This window comes from Xanthomonas sp. LMG 12459 (assembly GCF_009192905.1).
GTDB classification, from domain to species: Bacteria; Pseudomonadota; Gammaproteobacteria; order Xanthomonadales; family Xanthomonadaceae; genus Xanthomonas_A; species Xanthomonas_A sontii.
Genome location: NZ_NSGT01000058.1, coordinates 1 through 16,812, shown reverse-complemented (window position 1 = coordinate 16,812; position 16,812 = coordinate 1). Strand labels below are relative to the sequence as shown.

At 70.6% G+C, this 16,812-nt stretch carries 18 protein-coding genes; 14 read left to right on the top strand and 4 right to left on the bottom strand.

Annotated elements, in window-relative coordinates; all coding sequences use genetic code 11:
* Positions 1-19 precede the first annotated feature (19 nt).
* Complete coding sequence (gene rplU / locus CEK65_RS13770; RefSeq protein WP_152182095.1) at positions 20-340, bottom strand: 50S ribosomal protein L21; 321 nt, start codon at positions 338-340, stop codon at positions 20-22.
* A gap of 296 nt (positions 341-636) precedes the next feature.
* Between rplU and uvrA the strand changes: the two genes are divergently transcribed.
* Together uvrA and CEK65_RS13760 are read left to right on the top strand one after the other, a co-directional pair.
* Positions 637-3,636, top strand: coding sequence for an excinuclease ABC subunit UvrA (gene uvrA / locus CEK65_RS13765; protein WP_152182094.1), 3,000 nt, complete (start codon positions 637-639; stop codon positions 3,634-3,636).
* Complete coding sequence (locus tag CEK65_RS13760) at positions 3,636-4,043, top strand: thioesterase family protein (protein WP_152182093.1); 408 nt, start codon at positions 3,636-3,638, stop codon at positions 4,041-4,043. Before uvrA ends, CEK65_RS13760 begins: the two co-directional genes overlap by 1 nt.
* 215 nt (positions 4,044-4,258) lie before the next feature.
* Here the strand turns inward: CEK65_RS13760 and CEK65_RS13755 are convergent, their stop codons facing one another.
* Positions 4,259-4,705, bottom strand: coding sequence for a copper chaperone PCu(A)C (locus CEK65_RS13755; protein ID WP_152182092.1), 447 nt, complete (start codon positions 4,703-4,705; stop codon positions 4,259-4,261).
* Positions 4,706-4,739: 34 nt separating this feature from the next.
* Between CEK65_RS13755 and CEK65_RS13750 the strand changes: the two genes are divergently transcribed.
* The 3 genes from CEK65_RS13750 (at position 4,740) to CEK65_RS13740 (ending at position 7,032) form a co-directional block, all read left to right on the top strand.
* Positions 4,740-5,519, top strand: a complete 780-nt coding sequence (locus tag CEK65_RS13750; RefSeq protein WP_043092802.1) for an enoyl-CoA hydratase/isomerase family protein — start codon at positions 4,740-4,742, stop codon at positions 5,517-5,519.
* A gap of 72 nt (positions 5,520-5,591) precedes the next feature.
* Positions 5,592-6,500 (top strand): acyl-CoA thioesterase II, encoded by a 909-nt coding sequence (gene tesB / locus CEK65_RS13745; protein WP_010341175.1) that lies wholly within the window; start codon positions 5,592-5,594, stop codon positions 6,498-6,500.
* Positions 6,501-6,510: 10 nt separating this feature from the next.
* On the top strand, positions 6,511-7,032 hold the full coding sequence (locus CEK65_RS13740; RefSeq protein ID WP_152182091.1) for a DUF2007 domain-containing protein: 522 nt from the start codon (positions 6,511-6,513) through the stop codon (positions 7,030-7,032).
* Positions 7,033-7,393: 361 nt separating this feature from the next.
* Here the strand turns inward: CEK65_RS13740 and CEK65_RS13735 are convergent, their stop codons facing one another.
* Positions 7,394-7,996, bottom strand: a complete 603-nt coding sequence (locus tag CEK65_RS13735; RefSeq protein WP_152182090.1) for an EF-hand domain-containing protein — start codon at positions 7,994-7,996, stop codon at positions 7,394-7,396.
* A 141-nt stretch (positions 7,997-8,137) separates the two neighbouring features.
* On the opposite strand from CEK65_RS13735, the gene CEK65_RS13730 reads away from it, so the two are divergent.
* From CEK65_RS13730 to CEK65_RS13700, 7 genes are all read left to right on the top strand, one after another.
* The gene (locus CEK65_RS13730; protein ID WP_226980576.1) at positions 8,138-8,956 is read left to right on the top strand and encodes an arginyltransferase; all 819 of its coding nucleotides are present in this window, start codon (positions 8,138-8,140) and stop codon (positions 8,954-8,956) included.
* Between the two features lie 91 nt (positions 8,957-9,047).
* Positions 9,048-10,280, top strand: coding sequence for an endonuclease/exonuclease/phosphatase family protein (locus CEK65_RS13725; RefSeq protein ID WP_152182088.1), 1,233 nt, complete (start codon positions 9,048-9,050; stop codon positions 10,278-10,280).
* 315 nt (positions 10,281-10,595) lie between these two features.
* Positions 10,596-10,979: a roadblock/LC7 domain-containing protein gene (locus CEK65_RS13720; RefSeq protein ID WP_017909884.1), complete on the top strand. Its 384-nt coding sequence runs from the start codon at positions 10,596-10,598 to the stop codon at positions 10,977-10,979.
* Between the two features lie 10 nt (positions 10,980-10,989).
* Complete coding sequence (locus CEK65_RS13715) at positions 10,990-11,490, top strand: PAS domain-containing protein (protein WP_017916351.1); 501 nt, start codon at positions 10,990-10,992, stop codon at positions 11,488-11,490.
* Positions 11,487-12,242, top strand: a complete 756-nt coding sequence (locus CEK65_RS13710; RefSeq protein WP_017912409.1) for a PhnD/SsuA/transferrin family substrate-binding protein — start codon at positions 11,487-11,489, stop codon at positions 12,240-12,242. The genes CEK65_RS13715 and CEK65_RS13710 overlap by 4 nt, the downstream gene beginning before the upstream one ends.
* A 7-nt stretch (positions 12,243-12,249) precedes the next feature.
* Positions 12,250-12,891 (top strand): hypothetical protein, encoded by a 642-nt coding sequence (locus CEK65_RS13705; protein WP_223875685.1) that lies wholly within the window; start codon positions 12,250-12,252, stop codon positions 12,889-12,891.
* The gene (locus CEK65_RS13700; protein ID WP_043092813.1) at positions 12,888-13,523 is read left to right on the top strand and encodes a hypothetical protein; all 636 of its coding nucleotides are present in this window, start codon (positions 12,888-12,890) and stop codon (positions 13,521-13,523) included. Before CEK65_RS13705 ends, CEK65_RS13700 begins: the two co-directional genes overlap by 4 nt.
* A gap of 80 nt (positions 13,524-13,603) precedes the next feature.
* Here the strand turns inward: CEK65_RS13700 and purT are convergent, their stop codons facing one another.
* Complete coding sequence (purT, locus tag CEK65_RS13695; protein WP_152182087.1) at positions 13,604-14,791, bottom strand: formate-dependent phosphoribosylglycinamide formyltransferase; 1,188 nt, start codon at positions 14,789-14,791, stop codon at positions 13,604-13,606.
* Between the two features lie 194 nt (positions 14,792-14,985).
* Here purT and CEK65_RS13690 point away from each other — a divergent pair, with 194 nt between their 5' ends.
* A complete protein-coding gene (locus CEK65_RS13690) occupies positions 14,986-16,137 on the top strand; it encodes a Rieske 2Fe-2S domain-containing protein (RefSeq protein ID WP_017916347.1) in 1,152 nt (383 codons plus the stop codon).
* Entirely contained in the window at positions 16,127-16,753 is a 627-nt protein-coding gene (locus CEK65_RS13685; protein ID WP_152182086.1) for a DapH/DapD/GlmU-related protein, read from the top strand. The genes CEK65_RS13690 and CEK65_RS13685 overlap by 11 nt, the downstream gene beginning before the upstream one ends.
* Positions 16,754-16,812 lie beyond the last annotated feature (59 nt).

The following is a 16,812-nucleotide window of genomic DNA, read 5'->3' as shown; positions in this document are numbered from 1 at the left end:
TTGCCATGACTGCTGCTCCTTACTTCTTGTCGCCACCGGCGATGCCGGTGATCTCGATTTCGGTGTAGTGCTGCCGATGACCCTGACGCTTCATGTGGTGCTTGCGGCGGCGGAACTTGATGATGCGCACCTTGTCGGCGCGGCCATGGGCCACGACCTTGGCGGTGACGGCGGCGCCCTTCAGCGCGTCGCCGATCTTGATGCCGTCGCTGTCGCCCAGCATCAGGATGTTGTCGAACGTGATCTCGTTGCCGTCTTCTGCTTCGAGCTTTTCCACGCGGAGCGTTTCGCCCTGCGCGACGCGGTATTGCTTACCGCCGGTGACCAGTACTGCGTACATGACCAGACTTCCTCTGTAGTTATTGTGGTCGTTCCTGCCGTGCCGTTTCGGGCAGACAGGAGCGGGATTGTAAGCCGCCGCGCGCGGCAGGGTCAAGCCCACCCAGGGCCGGACTGTCAAGCCCCGCGGGCCGGCGCGGCTGCCTGAACCAGCCAGCCGCCGGCGCCCGGCGGCGCTGGGATCTGCGGCAATTGCCCCCACCTGACAAGCTGGGTACGCTGATCGATTGCCGTCCCCTTTCCGCCCCCACACTGGCCAGCGGCACCGCCACGGCCGGCACATTCCGGAATCTCTTCATGGCGATGGATTACATCCGCATCCGCGGCGCGCGGACGCACAACCTCAAGAACCTCGACCTCGACCTGCCGCGCGACAAGCTGATCGTGATCACCGGCCTGTCCGGGTCCGGCAAGTCCTCGCTGGCGTTCGACACCATCTACGCCGAGGGCCAGCGCCGCTACGTGGAGTCGCTGTCGGCGTACGCGCGGCAGTTCCTCAGCGTGATGGAGAAGCCCGACATCGATCACATCGAAGGCCTGTCGCCGGCGATCGCGATCGAGCAGAAGTCGACCTCGCACAACCCGCGCTCCACCGTCGGCACCATCACCGAGATCTACGACTACCTGCGCCTGCTGTACGCACGCGTCGGCCAGCCGCGCTGCCCCGACCACGGCTATCCGCTGGAGGCGCAGACGGTCAGCCAGATGGTCGACCAGGTGCTGACCCTGAACCCGGAGCAGCGCTACATGCTGCTGGCGCCGGTGATCCGCGAGCGCAAGGGCGAGCATGCGCAGGTGTTCGAACAACTGCGCGCGCAGGGCTTCGTGCGCGTGCGCGTGGACGGCGAGCTGTACGAGATCGACGCGGTGCCGGCGCTGGCGCTGCGCCAGAAGCACACCATCGAGGCGGTGATCGACCGCTTCCGCCCGCGCGAGGACATCAAGCAGCGCCTGGCCGAGAGCTTCGAGACCGCGCTGAAGCTGGCCGACGGCATGGTGGCGGTGCAGTCGCTGGACGACACCGCGGCCGCGCCGCACCTGTTCTCCTCCAAGTACAGCTGCCCGGTCTGCGACTACTCGCTGCCGGAGCTGGAACCGCGCCTGTTCTCGTTCAACGCGCCGATGGGCGCCTGCCCGAGCTGCGACGGCCTGGGCGTGGCCGAGTTCTTCGATCCCGAGCGGGTGGTGGTGCATCCGGAACTGTCGCTGTCGGCCGGCGCGGTGCGCGGCTGGGACCGGCGCAACGCGTACTACTTCCAGCTGATCGCCTCGCTGGCCAAGCACTACAAGTTCGACGTCGACGCGCCCTGGCAGTCGCTGCCGGCGAGCGTGCGCCAGGCGGTGCTGTACGGCAGCGGCGACGAGACCATCACCTTCACCTACTTCACCGATGCCGGCGGCCGCACCCAGCGCAAGCATCGCTTCGAAGGCATCATCCCCAACCTGGAGCGCCGCTACCGCGAGACCGAATCGCCGGCGGTGCGCGAGGAACTGGCCAAGTACATCAGCGAACGGCCGTGCCCGGACTGCAAGGGCGCGCGCCTGAACAAGGCCGCGCGCAACGTGTTCGTCGCCGACCGTCCGCTGCCGGACCTGGTGGTGCTGCCGATCGACGATGCACTGAGCTTCTTCCGCCAGCTCGACCTGCCCGGCTGGCGCGGCGAGATCGCCAGCAAGATCGTCAAGGAGATCGCCGAACGGCTGGGCTTCCTGGTCGACGTCGGCCTGGATTACCTGACCCTCGAGCGCAAGGCCGACACCCTGTCCGGCGGCGAGGCGCAGCGCATCCGCCTGGCCAGCCAGATCGGCGCCGGCCTGGTCGGCGTGATGTACGTGCTCGACGAACCCTCGATCGGCCTGCACCAGCGCGACAACGAACGCCTGCTCGGCACCCTTACCCGCCTGCGCGACCTCGGCAACACGGTGATCGTGGTCGAGCACGACGAGGACGCGATCCGCCTGGCCGATTACGTGCTGGACATCGGCCCCGGCGCCGGCGTGCACGGCGGCGAGGTGGTCGGCCACGGCAGCGTGCAGGACCTGCTCAAGGCGCCGCGCTCGCTGACCGGGCAATACCTGTCCGGCAAGCGCCGCATCGAGATCCCGGCCAAGCGCCACAAGGCCAATCCGAAGATGACCCTGCACCTGCGTGGGGCCACCGGCAACAACCTCAAGAACGTCGACCTGGACATCCCGGCCGGCCTGCTGACCTGCATCACCGGCGTGTCCGGCTCGGGCAAGTCGACGCTGATCAACGACACCTTGTTCACCCTGGCGGCGAACGAGATCAACGGCGCCTCGCACAGCGTGGCGCCGTACCGCGAGATCGAGCACCTGGACCTGTTCGACAAGGTCGTGGACATCGACCAGTCGCCGATCGGGCGCACCCCGCGCTCCAATCCGGCCACCTACACCGGCCTGTTCACGCCGCTGCGCGAACTGTTCGCGCAGGTGCCGGAAGCGCGCTCGCGCGGCTACTCGCCGGGCCGCTTCAGCTTCAACGTGCGCGGCGGCCGCTGCGAGGCCTGCCAGGGCGACGGCCTGATCAAGGTGGAGATGCACTTCCTGCCGGACGTGTACGTGCCCTGCGACGTCTGCCACGGCAAGCGCTACAACCGCGAGACGCTGGAGATCCTGTACAAGGGCTTCAACATCAACGACGTGCTGGAAATGACCGTCGAGGATGCGCTGAAGCTGTTCGAGCCGGTGCCGTCGATCGCGCGCAAGCTGGAGACTTTGGTCGACGTGGGCCTGAGCTACATCAAGCTGGGCCAGAGCGCGACCACCCTGTCCGGCGGCGAGGCGCAGCGGGTGAAGCTGTCCAAGGAACTGTCGCGGCGCGATACCGGCCGCACCCTGTACATCCTCGACGAGCCGACCACCGGCCTGCACTTCCACGACATCGAGGCGCTGCTGGGCGTGCTGCACAAGCTGCGCGACGAGGGCAACACCGTGGTGGTGATCGAGCACAACCTGGACGTGATCAAGACCGCGGACTGGATCGTCGACCTCGGCCCGGAAGGCGGCCACCGCGGCGGCACCATCCTGGTCACCGGCACGCCGGAGGACGTGGCGGCCTGCCCGCAGTCGTACACCGGCCAGTTCCTGGCGCGGATGCTGCCCTCCACCAGCGCGCGCCCGGAGCAGCCGGCGGCGATGGCCAACAAGCCCGACGCGCGCCCGCCGCGCAAGGTCAAGCCGGAAAAGCCGGCGAAGAAGCAGGCGGTGGCCGCCAAGAGCGGCAAGGCCAGCAAGAGCACCACCAGCACCGGCACCAAGAAGAAGAAGGACGTTTGATGAGCAGCGAACACAAGATCCTGGCGCGCATCCCGATCAGCGTGCGCTGGCGCGACATGGACAGCATGGGCCACGTCAACAACGCCAAGTACATCTCCTACCTGGAAGAGGCGCGCGTGCGCTGGATGCTGGGCGTGGAAGGCGTCTCGATGAGCGATCGCATCGCCCCGGTGGTGGCCGCGACCAACGTCAACTATCGCGCACCGATCGTGTGGCCCAACGACATCCTGGTCGAACTGCTCGTCGAGCGCCTGGGCACCAGCAGCGTGACCATCGGCCACCGCATCGTCGACCAGCAGGACGAAAGCCGGCTGTACTCCGACGGCCACGTGGTGGTGGTGTGGATGGACACCCAGACCGGCAAGAGCGCGCCGCTGCCGGACGCCGTACGCAAGGCGACGAGCTGAGGCCTGCGCTTGCGCCGGACCCGAGCCGGCGCACCGCCCCTTTGCAGTGACCTGCTCACGCAGGAGCGGCGTGCGCTCCTTGTGGGAGGGACTTCAGTCCCGACGACGGATGGTGTCAGCCGACGCTGGGCTTCGCCCGTCGCGGCTGATCCCACAAAAGGGGACGAGAACCGCTCCTACGACGAGGGGAGGCGCCTTTTCCCGAGGAGGCTCCCTTACATCGCCTGCTTGCGCACGGTCAGCGTCGCATCGACCTTGCCGCCGCCTTCCAGTTGCAACTGCAGCGGCACGGCCTGGCCTTCGGTCAGCGCGCCCTTGCCCTGCATCAGCATCAGGTGCATGCCGCCGGGCTTGAGTTCCACGCGGGCGCCAGGCGCCAGCGGCACGCGCTCGACCGCGCGCATCCGGCTGACGCCGGCCACCAGCGTGGTTTCGTGCAACGACACATCGCCGAAGCTGGGGCTGCTGGCGCCGGTGACCGTGACCGGCTTGCCGCAGCCGTTGTGGAGCACGCCGTAGCCGGCGGTCATCGGCATCGCCGGATTCGGCGGCAAGCGCGCCCAGCCCTGCTCCAGAGTGACGCACGCCGGTTCCGCAGCCGATGCAGTGGCGGCAACCGCACACAGCACGAACAATACGCCAGCGAATGGTTTGGTTATCATCGCCGAGGTTCCTTCTTCGAAAGCAGACCGCAGCATGACGACGCTCATCGACGTGATCAACCATGGCCCCCTCCGCGAACTGCGCCTGGCGCGGCCGCCGGTCAATGCGCTGGACACCGACCTGTGCCGGCACCTGATCCAGGCGATCGAGCAGGCCAACGCCGATGGCGCGCACGGCATCGTGCTGTCGGGCAACGAACGCCTGTTCTCCGCCGGCATGGACGTGCCGCACCTGCTCGGCCACGGCGACGACCGCGCCAAGCTGCTGGGCAGCTGGCAGCAGTTCTTCGGTGCGGCGCGCGCCTTGGCCGCCAGCCCGATCCCGGTGGTCGCGGCGCTGACCGGCCACGCCCCGGCCGGCGGTTGCGTGCTGGCGCTGTGCTGCGACTACCGGGTGATGGCGCGCAGCCCCGATGCGGCGCATCCGCTGCACATCGGCCTGAACGAGACCCAGGTCGGCCTGGTCGCCCCGGAAGGCATCCAGCGCCTGCTGCGGCGCGTGGTCGGCGCGCACCGCGCCGAGCGCCTGCTGGTCGGCGGCGACCTGGTCAGCGCCGAACGCGCGCTGGAGATCGGCCTGGTCGACGAACTGGTCGACGCCGACCTGGTGGTGGCGCGCGCGCTGGCCTGGCTGCTGGACCTGCTCAAGCGCCCGCGGCAGCCGATGCTGCAGACCCGTGCCATCGCCCGCGCCGACCTGCGCGCGGCGCTGGCCGACGAGCACATCGGGCTGGAGCGACTGATCGACGACTGGCAGGCGCCGGACACCCAGGCCGCACTGCGCGCGCTGGTGGCGCGTCTGGGCAAGGGCTGAGCGGAGCGGGCACGCGGGCGGGCGCGGACGGCCCGGTATAATCGGCGCACGTCCGTCGCCAGGCCCCGCCTCTTGTCCGCCAAGCCCGCCCCCGTCGTCTCCGAACTGATCGAGCTGCTGTCGCTGGAGCGGCTGGAGGACAACCTGTTCCGCGGCCAGAGCCGCGACATCGGCACCAAGTACGTGTTCGGCGGCCAGGTGCTGGGCCAGGCGCTGTCGGCGGCGCAGGCCACGGTCGAGAACGCGCGCCGCGTGCATTCGCTGCACGCCTACTTCCTGCGCGCCGGCGACATCGAGCACCCCATCGTCTACGACGTGGACCGCACCCGCGACGGCGGCAGCTTCTCGGTGCGCCGGGTCACCGCGATCCAGCACGGCAAGGTGATCTTCTTCTGCGCGGCCTCGTTCCAGGAACAGGAGGACGGCGCCACCCATCAGCTGAAGATGCCGGAAGTGCCGCAGCCGGAAGACATCGAGCCGACTCCGGCGGCGCGCCCGGAAGTGCTGGCGACGCTGCCGACCAAGGTGCAGCGCTGGCTCTCGCGCGGCGGCCCGTTCGAGTTCCGCCACGTGTATCCGCGCGACGAACTGAATCCGCCCAAGCGTCCGCCGTTCCAGCAGATGTGGCTGCGCCTGAGCGAGCCGGTCGGCGATGCGCCGGAACTGCACCAGGCGCTGCTCGCCTACGCCTCGGACTTCCACCTGCTCGGCACCGCCACCTTCCCGCACGGCATCAGTTACTACACGCCGAACGTGCAGATGGCCTCGCTCGACCACGCGCTATGGTTCCACCGCCCGTTCCGCGCCGACGACTGGCTGCTGTACTCGCTGGACAGCCCCAGTGCGCAGGGCGCGCGCGGCCTGGCGCGCGGGCAGTTCTTCACCCGCGACGGCACCCTGGTGGCGAGCACCGCGCAGGAAGGCCTGATCCGGGTGGTGCCCGACGCCGATGCCGCGGCGCAGGTTCCGGCAAAACGCTGAGGACACGAACATGCGTCAGATCTTCAGCAGCCAACGCGTGGAAACCGCCGAAGGCGTCGCCGCCCTGCTGCGCGATGCCGGCATCGACGTGCGCCTGAGCAACGGCCGCTCCTACCGGACCCGGCGCAGCGGCCAGTTCAGCTATCTCGACCCGGTCGCGGCGCAGGCCCAGCCCACGGTGTGGGTGGTGCACGCCGACGACCAGCCGCGCGCACGCGAGCTGCTGCGCGACGCCGGCCTGCTCGACAGCACCCGCCGCGATCCGGAACAGGGCCGTGCGCCCTACTTGAACGCGTTCCGCTCGCAGGTGGAAGCGGACGGCGGCAAGCGCTGGGCCTGGCGCATCCGCATCGCCCTGCTGCTGGCGATCGGTGCGGTGGCGCTGATCACGGCGCTGCGCCATCGCGACAACCGCGCGCCGACCACCGCACCGGCACAGGCACCCGCGACGCAACCGGCCACGCCCCCGACGCAGGACACCGGCAGCGACGAAGTGCGCGTGCGCGTGCAGCCGGCACCCCGCGGCAACTGAGCCGCGCCGAACGCAGGTCCACGCATGCGGTGGACGTCGCCTCTGGCGATGACGCCCTGCCGGTGATCGTCCTTGCGCGACGGCGGAGGCGCCAACGCTGCGACGGCAATCCGGTCGGCACGGCGATCGCATCCTGCGCGCGGTGTCCGCCGTAGCGGAGACCGCCACCGCAACCGGCCGCGACGCTGTCGACGCGCCCCGCGCGACCACGCGCGTCCCGCGCTGCACCTGCGCCGCACTGCACGCGACGGCAGGTTTCGGCAGATGGAAAAACAAGAACGCCCCTGCGCGCGGGGCGCAAGGGCGCTGTCGATCGGCGCCTTGGTGCAGTGACGCCGCGGCCACCGCCGCGGCGGATGGCTCAGTTGCTGTCCGGCGCCGGCATCGGTGCCGGCGCATCGCTGCCGCGTTGCCCGCCCGGGCGATGCGCCCAGCGCTTGGCCTGCGCCGCATCGAACTCGGCGCGGCTGAGCATGCCGTCCTTGTTGGTGTCGGCCGCGGTGAACCAGGCATCGCGATGCTGCTTGGCGCGCAGTTCGAAGTCGGCACGGTCGATGTAGCCGTCCTTGTTCACGTCCATCTTGTCGAAGCGCGCGGCGAGCTTGGGATCGGCCTGCGCTTCGGCGCGGCTGATGCGGCCGTCCTTGTTGGTGTCCAGCTTGGCCATCATCGCGCCGGGCACGCCGTGGTCGCCCGGGCCGCCGTGACGGCCGTGGCGCGGCCACTCGTCGCGGCTGAGCTTGCCGTCGTGGTTCTTGTCCATGGCGTCGAAATGCTGGGCCAGGCGCGGATCGGCGGCGGCCTCGCTGCGGTCGATGACACCGTCGCCGTTCTTGTCGAGCGCGGCGATGCCGCCGGCATCGGCGGGCGCGGCGGGATCGGCCGGCGGCGGGGGAACGGCGTAGGCGGTACCGGACAGCACGGCCAGCACGGCCAGGGCGAGCAGCGGGTTGCGAGACTTCATGGGTCACTCCCTGAGGATGATGGGAACCTGCCAGGACGGCAGGCGTCCGGCGCCGCGGGCGGCCCCTGCATCGGGCCGGCGCCGTGGCGCCTTCCCTGCAGACAACGCCCCGCCGCCGCCGCGGTTGACCCGCCGCCGGGCGTGTTCATGGACCGGACAGTCGCGGCCCCTGCGATGGCGAAGCGCTATGCTCGGCGCATGGCCATCCATTCCGACGCCAGCGACGACCTGCGGCTGTTCCAGACCGGCCAGCACGCGTGCGGCTACTGGCCCGAGCGGCAGGCCCGCGACCTGGTGCTGGACCCGCACGATCCACGCCTGGGCGCGCTGTATCCGCTGGCGCTGAGCTGGGGCTTCCGCCGCTCCGGCGATCTGGTCTATCGCCCGCACTGCGACCACTGCCGCGCTTGCGTGGCGGTGCGCATCCCGATCGAGGAGTTCGTGCCCGATCGCAGCCAGCGCCGCTGCCTGGCGCGCAATGCCGATGTCGAGGTGCGCATCGTCGCCGCCGAGCGCAGCGAGGAACAGCTGGCGCTGTACCAGCGCTACCTGCGCCATCGCCATCCCGGCGGCGGCATGGACGATCACGGCGCGCACGAGTTCGACCAGTTCCTGATCGGCCGCTGGTCGCATGGGCGCTTCCTGGAGCTGCGGCAACGCCTGCCGGACGGACGGCGCGGGCCGCTGCTGGCGGTAGCGGTCACCGATATCGCCGCGCAGGCGCTGTCGGCGGTCTACACCTTCTACGACCCGGACGCCGGCGCGCGCGGCCTGGGCACCCTGGCGATCCTGCAGCAGATCGCCTGGGCGCGACGCGAGGGCCTGCGCCACCTGTATCTGGGCTACTGGATCCGCGGCCACCAGAAGATGGACTACAAACGCCGCTTCCGGCCGCTGCAGGCCTACGACGGCCGCCACTGGCGCGATTTCGACGACTATCTGCGCCAGCTCGGCGGCTAGCCGACGGCAACCGCTACCGCGCTGCCCAGCCGATGCCGCCGCACGTCGCGGCGCCATCGTGCCGACATGCCGCGCATGCGAAAATCGGCGTATGACATCACGCCTCCTCCTGCTCGCCCTGACCCTGCTGTGCGGCGCCTGCGCGCACACCGCTCCCACGTCCTCCCCGATGACCGATGCCGCCGCGCCCGCCGCCAGGACGCTGCGCCTGGCCACCTACAACACCTCGCTCAATGCCGACGACCCCGGCGCGCTGATCGCCGCCCTGCAGGGCGACAGCGCGCAGGCGCGCAAGATCGCCGCGGTGCTGCAGCAGGTGCGCCCGGACATCGTGCTGCTCAACGAGTTCGACTACGACGAGGCGCACCGCGCCGCCGACCTGTTCGAGCAGCGCTACCTCGCGGTGCCGCAACCGCACGGCGGCGCTGCGCTGCGCTATCCCTACCGCTACCTGGCCCCCGTCAACACCGGCGTGCCCAGCGGCCTGGACCTGGACAACGACGGCCATGTCGGCGGCGAAGGCCGCGCGCGCGGCAACGACGCCTGGGGCTACGGCCTGCATCCCGGCCAGTACGGCATGCTGCTGCTGTCGAAGTACCCGATCGACACCGCGGCGGTGCGCAGCTTCCGCCTGCTGAAATGGAGCGCGATGCCCGACGCGCTGCGCCCGGTCGATCCCGCGACCGGCCGCTTCTTCCACAGCGACGCGGTGTGGGCGCAGTTGCGGCTGTCGTCCAAGTCGCACTGGGACGTGCCGGTGCGTACCCCGCTGGGCGTGCTGCATGCGCTGGTGTCGCACCCGACCCCGCCGGTGTTCGACGGCGCGGAGAAGCGCAACGCCGCACGCAACCACGACGAACTGCGGCTGTGGCGCGAGTACCTGGACGATGCCGGCAGCGGCAAGGCGCGCTGGCTGTGCGACGACGCCGGCCGCTGCGGCGGACTGGCCGCCGATGCGCCGTTCGTGATGCTCGGCGACCTCAACAACGACGTGATCGACGGCGACGGCCACCACGACGCGATCCGCGCGCTGGTGACGCATCCGCGCGTCCTGCAATACCCCACCCCGCACAGCGCTGGCGGCGAGGAGACCACGCGCGCCTACGCGGCCACCGGCATCGACCATCGCGGCCCACCGCAGCAGGTCACCGGCGATTTCGGCCCCAAGGCCGGCACCATGCGCCTGGACTACGTGTTGCCGTCGCGCAACTTCCGCTACCTGGACAGCGGCGTGTTCTGGCCGGCCTCCAATGACGCCTCCGCCGCCATCGCCGACGGCAGCGACCACCACCTGGTCTGGGTCGACGTCGCCGCGGGGCGGTAAGCGCAGACGAACCGGGGGCGGCGCGCAGCATGGCGCCGCCTAGCAGCACCCCACAGGCGGCCTGGCGGCCGCCTTTTGCTTGCCTGGCCGGCGCGCCAGGCGCCTGGCGAGCGGCCTGCACCCGCGCGGCCGCGTTGACCGCCGGCCGCGAGGCGGCGCCGGTGTGAGCAGGGCCTGACGCGTTCGCGGCAGCGGTGCCGCCCATCGGATCGCCCCTCGTGCGCAGCGCCTGCGCCGGGCGTCGCCATCGGCCTTGATCCAGATCAAGGGCAAGACTGCGCCGACGCGGTCCAATGCCTCCCGCACCCGGTCGGGATGCGCAAGCGGATGGCGAGCATGCGAACGCAACAGTTGCAACAGGCGCTGGAAGGCCTCAACGGCGCCACTGCCGATATCGAGGCCTCGGCGCTGATCTCCCTGGACGGGCTGATGATCGCCTCGGCGATGCCGCAGGGCATGGACGAGGACCGCGTCGGCGCGATGTCCGCGGCGCTGCTCGCGCTGGGCGAGCGCAGCGCGCGCGAACTGGCGCGCGGCGCGCTGGAGCGGGTGCTGATCCAGGGCGAACTCGGCTACGTGATCATGAGTGCGGCCGGCCGCGAGGCGGTGCTCACCGTGCTGGCCAAGCCCAGCGCCAAGCTCGGCCTGGTGTTCCTGGACATCAAGCGCGCCGCGCAGGCGCTGCAACAGATCCTGTAGGGGCGCCGCCATGCCGCTGCCGCCGATGCAAGCGCCGCACGAGCCGCACCGCAGCGCCGAGCTGCGCTACCACGACGGCAGCCGCCGCACGGTGTACTGGAGCGAACGCGAGGTGGCCTATCCGGACGGGCGCCTGATCGTCTCGCGCACCGACCTGGACGGCATCATCACCCACGCCAACGACGCCTTCGTCGAACTCAGCGGCTGGCCGCGCGAACTGCTGATCGGCGCGCCGCACTGCATCCTGCGCCACCCGGAGATGCCGCGGCGCGCATTCCGCGAACTCTGGGACACCGTGCTGGCCGGCGAGAAGTGGCACGGCTACGTCAAGAACCTGCGCCGCGACGGCGCCTGCTACTGGGTCTACGCCACCGCGTTGCCGAACGTCCGCGACGGCCGCGTGGTCGGCTTCACCTCGGTGCGGCGCAAGCCGTCGCGGCGGCGCATCGACGCGCTGCAGCCGCTGTACGCGCAATGGCTGCAGGACGAACGCGCGGAGCCGCTGGCATGAGCTGCACGTTCCTGGTCGCGCCGGACTTCGCGCCCGAGTACTTCGGCGGCTGGTACCTGCTCAGCACGGTGCTGCAGCGCCGCGCCGGCCTCGGCCTGCGCCTGCTGATGCCGGCCGATGCCGCCGAACAGCGGCAATTGCTGGACGACAGCGTCGTCGACCTGGTGTACGCCAGCCCGTTCGACGCCAGCGCGTTGATCCGCGACCGCGGCTACCTGCCGCTGGTCAGGCCGCGCGGGCACGCCGACGAGGTGGTGATCGCGACCGCGGCCGAGGCGCCGGCGCGCTGCGTGGAAGACTTGCCCTACGGCTGCCGCATCGCCCTGACCGCCAACCACGACGTACGCCTGATCGGCCTGCGCCTGCTGGAACCGGCCGACCTGGAGCCGGAACGCATCGCCTGGCGCCCGGCCAGCAGCTACGCCGCGGTAGCGCGGCTGCTGCTGGAAGGCGAAGCCGATGCCGGCCTGTTCCTGGCCACCGCCTACCACGGTCTGTCGCGCCTGACCCGCGCGCGATTGCGTCCGCTGGTGGAAAGCGCGCTGTGCGACATCGGCCACGTGCTGCTGGCGCATCCGCGCCTGGGCCCGCAACTGCCGGCGCTGCGCGACGCCCTGCTGGCGCTGGGCGATGCCGCGCATCGCGACGACCAGGCGGTGCTCGACGCGCTGGGCCTGGAACGCGGCTTCGAGGCGATGGCCACGGAGGACGCCGAATTCATGATCGACCTGATCGACACCTTGCTGGACTGAGGCGCCCATGCCCACGCTTCCCGCTCGCGATCCCGCACGCCTGGTGATGCGCACCCATGCCCGTGCCCTGCTGCGCGACCCGCGCGACGCCGCCGCGCACCTGGCGCGGCTGCACGCCGCACTGCAGTTGCACGACAACGAACCGACCCAGGGCGTGCTGGCCGACCTGTTCGTGGCCTTGCCGCGGCACGACGTCGCCTTGCGCCAGCTGGCGCTGCAGATGGCCGCGGCGCATCTGGCGCCGCACGTGGCCGAGACCTTCCAGCGCCACAGCCAGGGCCACGCGCTGCTGCCGATCAACGCCCTGGCCACGCGCTGGAGCGTGCTGGCGCGGCCGTCCGCCGACGTGCCGGCGCGGGTGCGCCGGGCCAGCCCGGACCATTCGCGGCGCATGGTGCGCGAGGTGGTGGACGCGCTGTGCGACGGCGCACCGATCGCCGCGGCGCGCTGCGAGCGCGAGTTCCTGGACTACTGCATCAGTTGCCAGGACAAGCTCGCCTTCATGCTCGCCACGCGCGAACTGCGCCGCCATGCGCTGGCCCTGGGCGACCGCTGGGACAGCACCGCGCGCTGGCTGCAGCAGCGCGAGCCGCTGGGTGGCCGCAACGTCGACGCCCTGTCCTTTTCCAGCGCGAGTGCGCCGCGATGACCGCCCCCGACCCGACCGGCTCCGAACCGACCTGGCTGATGCCGACCCCGCACGGCGTGCTGCACGGCTTCGCCAGCGCCACGCCCGACCGCCTGCAGCGCGCGCTGCAACTGCTGCTCGGCGCGCACGGCGCGCTGTCGCTGCAGGAGTGGCGCCAGCGCGTGGGCGGCGACGCACAGCGGCTGCTGCAGGAGGCGCGCGAACAGCAATGGGTGCAGTTGCTGCGGCGCGCAGTGCCGGGCCCGGAAATCCGCCTGGACGATTTCGCCCAGCACGTGATCGCCCCGCTGTCGGCCGAACGCCGCGCGGTGCTGGCCTCCGACAGTGGCTTCTGCCTGGGCCATGCCGGCCTGGACCAGGAACAGGCCGACACGCTGAGCGTGGCCGCGGCCGACTTCTCCGGCTTCGCTCAGCGTCAGAGCGCGCGCGGCTGGCACGGTGCGCACCGCTACGTGGCGTTCTACAGCGAGCCGCAACTGCTGCTGCCGGACTGGTCGTTCGTGCCGTTCTGGGTCGACGGCGCCGGCTACTGGCTGGTGCTGGGCGGCGAGGCGCTGCTCAACAACCTGGCGATGGTCGAACTGGTGTGGAGCATTCGCCTGGCGGCGGCACGGTTTGCGCCGCCGGCTTGAGGGGCTGGGAATGGGGAAACGGGAATGGGGAATGGGGAAGCGGGTCCGCGCTTGGATCCGCGTTCCCGATGCCCGACCTTCTAGGCGTCCAGGTTGATGGTGAGGGCCGCGGCGGCGTCGCGGGCGGTTTGGCGTGCCTGCTCGATGTCGGCGCCACGGGCCAGGGTCACGCCGACGCGGCGGTGGCCGTGCACGCTGGGCTTGCCGAACAGACGCAGGGCGGTGTCCGGCGCCTGCAGGGCGGCGTCGACGTTGCCGAAGCGCGGCACGCCTTCGCCGTGCGCCAGCAGCGCGCACGAGGCCGACGGGCCGTTCTGGCGGATCGCCGGAATCGGCAGGCCGAGGATCGCACGCGCATGCAGGGCGAACTCGCTCAGTTCCTGCGACACCAGGGTGACCAGGCCGGTGTCGTGCGGCCGCGGCGACACTTCGCTGAACCAGACTTCGTCGCCCTTGACGAACAGCTCCACGCCGAACAGGCCCCAGCCACCGAGATCGTCGGTGACCGCACGGGCGATGTCCTGAGCGCGCTGCAGGGCCAGCGCCGACATCGGCTGCGGCTGCCAGCTCTCACGGTAGTCGCCGTCCTTCTGCCAGTGCCCGATCGGATCGCAGAACGCGGTGCCGCCGGCGTGGCGCACGGTCAGCAGGGTGATCTCGTAGTCGAAGTCGATGAAGCCCTCGACGATGCAGCGGCCGGCGCCGGCGCGGCCGCCGGTCTGCGCGTACTCCCACGCCGCATCGATGTCGGCGGCGCTGCGCAGCGTGCTCTGGCCCTTACCGGAGGACGACATCACCGGCTTGACCACGCACGGCAGCCCGACCGCGGCGATCGCCTCACGGTACTGCTCTGGCGTGTCCACGAAGCGGTACGGCGAGGTCGGCAGGCCCAGGGTTTCGGCGGCCAGGCGGCGGATGCCTTCGCGGTCCATGGTCAGCCGCGCCGCACGCGCGGTGGGGATCACCCGCTGGCCGAGGTCGCGCTCCAGCGCCACCAGGGTCTCGGTGTGAATCGCCTCGATCTCCGGCACGATCAGGTGCGGCTGCTCGCGCGCGATCAGCTCGCGCAGCGCCATCGCATCGAGCATGTCGACCACGTGGCTGCGATGCGCGACCTGCATCGCCGGGGCGTCGGCATAGCGGTCCACCGCGATCACCTCCACGCCGAAGCGCTGCAGCTCGATCGCCACTTCCTTACCGAGTTCGCCGGAGCCGAGCAGCAGCACGCGGGTGGCGGAAGCGGACAGCGGGGTTCCCAGAGTGACCATGGCGGCGGCGCCTGCGCGAAGAGGGGAGCCGTATTCTACCGGGCCAGTGCCCCACCCCGGCACAGGACCGGCCACGCCATCGTCGGTGCGCAGCGAGGTGCTATCTTCCGCAACGTCACTGGGGATGTCGCCATGCACGCACACAGCGCCGAACACCGCCACGGCACGCCCTGCCGCACCGCCGAGGCGCGTCCATGCATTCGCTGATGCCGGCCGAGGCCTACATCGACGAGGCCTGGTTTGCGCGCGAACGCGAGCTCCTGATGAAGCCGCTGTGGCAGTTCGTGGCGCCGCGCATGCTGCTGGACAAGCCCAACGCCTTCGTGCGCCGCTCGATCTGCGGCGTGGACGTGGTGGTGCAGCACATCGACGGCGAACTGCGCGCCTTCGACAACCTGTGCCTGCACCGGCAGAACCCGCTGCAACAGCAACCGCAGGGCGTGCGCCCGCTGGTCTGCAGCTACCACGGCTGGCGCTACGGCGCCGACGGCGGCGTGGACAACATCCCGTTCCAGGACGATGCCTATCGCCTCGCTCCAGAGGCGCGCGCCTGCCTGCGGCTGCGCCGCTTCGCGGTGGCCTGCATCGGCAAGCTGGTGTTCGTGAACCTGTCGCCCGCGCCGATGCCGCTGGAGGCGCAGTTCTCGCTGGAGGCGCTGGAGATGCTGCGCGCCGCTTCCGAACAGTTCGACGACGAAGTGCTGGTGGCGACCTTCGAGGCCGACTTCAACTGGAAGCTGGCCTACGAGAACCTGCGCGACGCGCTGCACCCGCGCTTCGTGCATGCGCGCACGCTGGCGCAGCAGGTGAAGTTCCAGGTGCAGATGGACGATGCCGGCGTCGCCGAGGCGCGCCGCTACCATGCCGAGGGCAGCGCCTCGCGCGAGGCGCATCTGGCGCGCCTGCGCGATTTCAGCAGCGGCGGGCTCAACGAGCCGTTGGTGGCGATGGCGCACTATCCCTGGCACGCGCACGTCGAACGCTTCGGCAACGACGACTGGTATCTGAACTGGCTGCTGTACCCGAACCTGCACATCGCCTCGGGCTCGGGTGGCTATTCCTTCATCATCGAGCACCACCAGCCGGTATCGGCGCAGCGCACCGACCTGCTGGTCTACTACGTCACCGCGCGCAAGAAGCATCGCTATCCGGGTTCCGACGCAGTGTTGCTGGGGCACCTGCACGGCGCCGAGAAGGTGCTGCGCGAGGACATCGAGATCATGGAACAGGTGCAGTCGGGACTGCGCGCCGGCGCCCCGCGCGCGGTGCTGGGCGACTACGAGCACGCCAACATGCAGATCGAACGCTGGTACATGGATGTCATGGAGGGCCGCCATGTCCTCTGACAAGTACGTGGTCGGCAGCGGTGCGCTGCTGCGCTGGGCGCTGGCGGCCTGGGCCGAGGCGGCGCCGGAGTGCGTGCTGCACCCGGTGGACGTGGCGCAGGGCAAGGACTACCGCTTCGACCTGGATGCCCTGCACGCGCTGGCCGACACCGGTGCCACCGCCTTCGTCGCCTGGGGCGCGCAGTTCCTCAACTTCCGCCGCCAGGAGCTGATGGGCGAACTGAAGGCGCGCGGTTTCAGGATGCCGCCGTTGATCTGCCGCGGCGCGCAGGTGGCGGCCAGCGCACGCGTCGGCGAAAACTGCGCGATCGGCGCCGGCGCCATCGTCGATACGCACTGCGACATCGGCTTCAACGCCTGGATCGGCGCGGCGGCGGTGCTGGAATCGGCGGTCAAGGTCGGCGCCTCGGCATGGATCGAGGCCGGCGTGACGCTCGCTGCCGAAGCGCAGATCGGCGCCCAGGCCACGCTCGGCCGACAGGTCGACATCGGCCCCGGCGTGCGCATCGGCAAACGCTGCCAGATCGAGATCCCCGGCCGCTACCGCAGCGACATCGCCACCGGCACCCATCACCTCAGCGGTTTCCGCTCGCCGGTGCTGATTCTCGGCGGGTGAGTGGCCGCCTCGGCGGCCGGGAATCGGGAATCGGGATTGGGGAATCGTAAAAGCGCTGG

Excerpts from the sequence above, each read along its gene's own strand:
- CEK65_RS13740 (WP_152182091.1), top strand. The coding sequence starts at position 6,511 with ATGCGTCAGATCTTCAGCAGCCAACGCGTGGAAACCGCCGAAGGCGTC.
- uvrA (WP_152182094.1), top strand. The coding sequence starts at position 637 with ATGGCGATGGATTACATCCGCATCCGCGGCGCGCGGACGCACAACCTC.
- CEK65_RS13755 (WP_152182092.1), bottom strand. The coding sequence starts at position 4,705 with ATGATAACCAAACCATTCGCTGGCGTATTGTTCGTGCTGTGTGCGGTT.
- CEK65_RS13750 (WP_043092802.1), top strand. The coding sequence starts at position 4,740 with ATGACGACGCTCATCGACGTGATCAACCATGGCCCCCTCCGCGAACTG.
- CEK65_RS13710 (WP_017912409.1), top strand. The coding sequence starts at position 11,487 with ATGAGCTGCACGTTCCTGGTCGCGCCGGACTTCGCGCCCGAGTACTTC.
- CEK65_RS13735 (WP_152182090.1), bottom strand. The coding sequence starts at position 7,996 with ATGAAGTCTCGCAACCCGCTGCTCGCCCTGGCCGTGCTGGCCGTGCTG.
- CEK65_RS13760 (WP_152182093.1), top strand. The coding sequence starts at position 3,636 with ATGAGCAGCGAACACAAGATCCTGGCGCGCATCCCGATCAGCGTGCGC.
- CEK65_RS13690 (WP_017916347.1), top strand. The coding sequence starts at position 14,986 with ATGCATTCGCTGATGCCGGCCGAGGCCTACATCGACGAGGCCTGGTTT.
- CEK65_RS13715 (WP_017916351.1), top strand. The coding sequence starts at position 10,990 with ATGCCGCTGCCGCCGATGCAAGCGCCGCACGAGCCGCACCGCAGCGCC.
- CEK65_RS13705 (WP_223875685.1), top strand. The coding sequence starts at position 12,250 with ATGCCCACGCTTCCCGCTCGCGATCCCGCACGCCTGGTGATGCGCACC.
- purT (WP_152182087.1), bottom strand. The coding sequence starts at position 14,791 with ATGGTCACTCTGGGAACCCCGCTGTCCGCTTCCGCCACCCGCGTGCTG.
- CEK65_RS13700 (WP_043092813.1), top strand. The coding sequence starts at position 12,888 with ATGACCGCCCCCGACCCGACCGGCTCCGAACCGACCTGGCTGATGCCG.
- rplU (WP_152182095.1), bottom strand. The coding sequence starts at position 340 with ATGTACGCAGTACTGGTCACCGGCGGTAAGCAATACCGCGTCGCGCAG.
- CEK65_RS13725 (WP_152182088.1), top strand. The coding sequence starts at position 9,048 with ATGACATCACGCCTCCTCCTGCTCGCCCTGACCCTGCTGTGCGGCGCC.
- CEK65_RS13685 (WP_152182086.1), top strand. The coding sequence starts at position 16,127 with ATGTCCTCTGACAAGTACGTGGTCGGCAGCGGTGCGCTGCTGCGCTGG.
- CEK65_RS13720 (WP_017909884.1), top strand. The coding sequence starts at position 10,596 with ATGCGCAAGCGGATGGCGAGCATGCGAACGCAACAGTTGCAACAGGCG.